Here is a 669-nt window from a genome sequence, read left to right on the forward strand (position 1 = left end):
GGCGCGACGCCGACATGGCGCTGCGCTGGACCGCCGCGGCGATGCTCGAAGCTGCCAAGGGCTTTCGCAGGCTAAAGGCGAAGCGGCATCTCCCGGCGCTCCGTGCCGCACTCACTGCCCACCGAGCAAAGACCGCAACGATCACGCCGATTGCACAGCAGACGCGCGCCGCATAGGGTCACTCTCGGCCGCGCCGCTCGCCATGCTCAACATTGGCCGGGACATCCCCCAATGAGCGGCTGAAGCGACATCCTCTACCGCCACCACGGATCGTCCACCGCTACGCCACCATGAGCGAAGCTCTCTCGTGAGGAACCGGATGCGGGAAATCTGCACGTCCGGGTCTGTGAGGGGTGGGGATGGCAACATCCCCACCTACTCGGCACAGGGCATGCTCGCCGAGGGCGAACTGGCCGGCATCGTCGCTGACGATCACCGTTCCGGGCAGCAGGCCATGCGCCTTGATGGCGCCCCAGAGCGCACCTTCGGTGGCCAGGCGCGCCGGCGCGAGGCTGCCCTCTGAGGTGGCCCCCATTCGTTGGACAGCTTGGCGGCCTGGATAAGCTCGGTTCTGGTTTCCGTCAAGCCGCCAATCTCGTCACCGTATCGGCCGCATACGCCTCGTCAGGGGTCCTGCCGTCCAGGCCAGAATGCGGGCGTCTGGCATTG

General features: G+C 67.0%; 1 protein-coding gene and 1 pseudogene. Both read left to right on the top strand.

Features of this window, described 5'->3' with window-relative positions; genetic code table 11:
• Positions 1–176 (top strand): annotated as a pseudogene (locus Q7A36_RS40515) (IS256 family transposase); the annotation flags it as partial.
• A 215-nt stretch (positions 177–391) separates the two neighbouring features.
• Positions 392–523, top strand: coding sequence for a hypothetical protein (locus tag Q7A36_RS40520; protein ID WP_305109446.1), 132 nt, complete (start codon positions 392–394; stop codon positions 521–523).
• The last annotated feature ends 146 nt before the right edge of the window (positions 524–669 follow it).

The sequence above is a fragment of the Paracraurococcus lichenis genome (genome assembly GCF_030657435.1).
In the GTDB taxonomy this organism is placed as follows: Bacteria; Pseudomonadota; Alphaproteobacteria; order Acetobacterales; family Acetobacteraceae; genus Paracraurococcus; species Paracraurococcus lichenis.

Excerpts from the sequence above, each read along its gene's own strand:
- Q7A36_RS40520 (WP_305109446.1), top strand. The coding sequence starts at position 392 with ATGCTCGCCGAGGGCGAACTGGCCGGCATCGTCGCTGACGATCACCGT.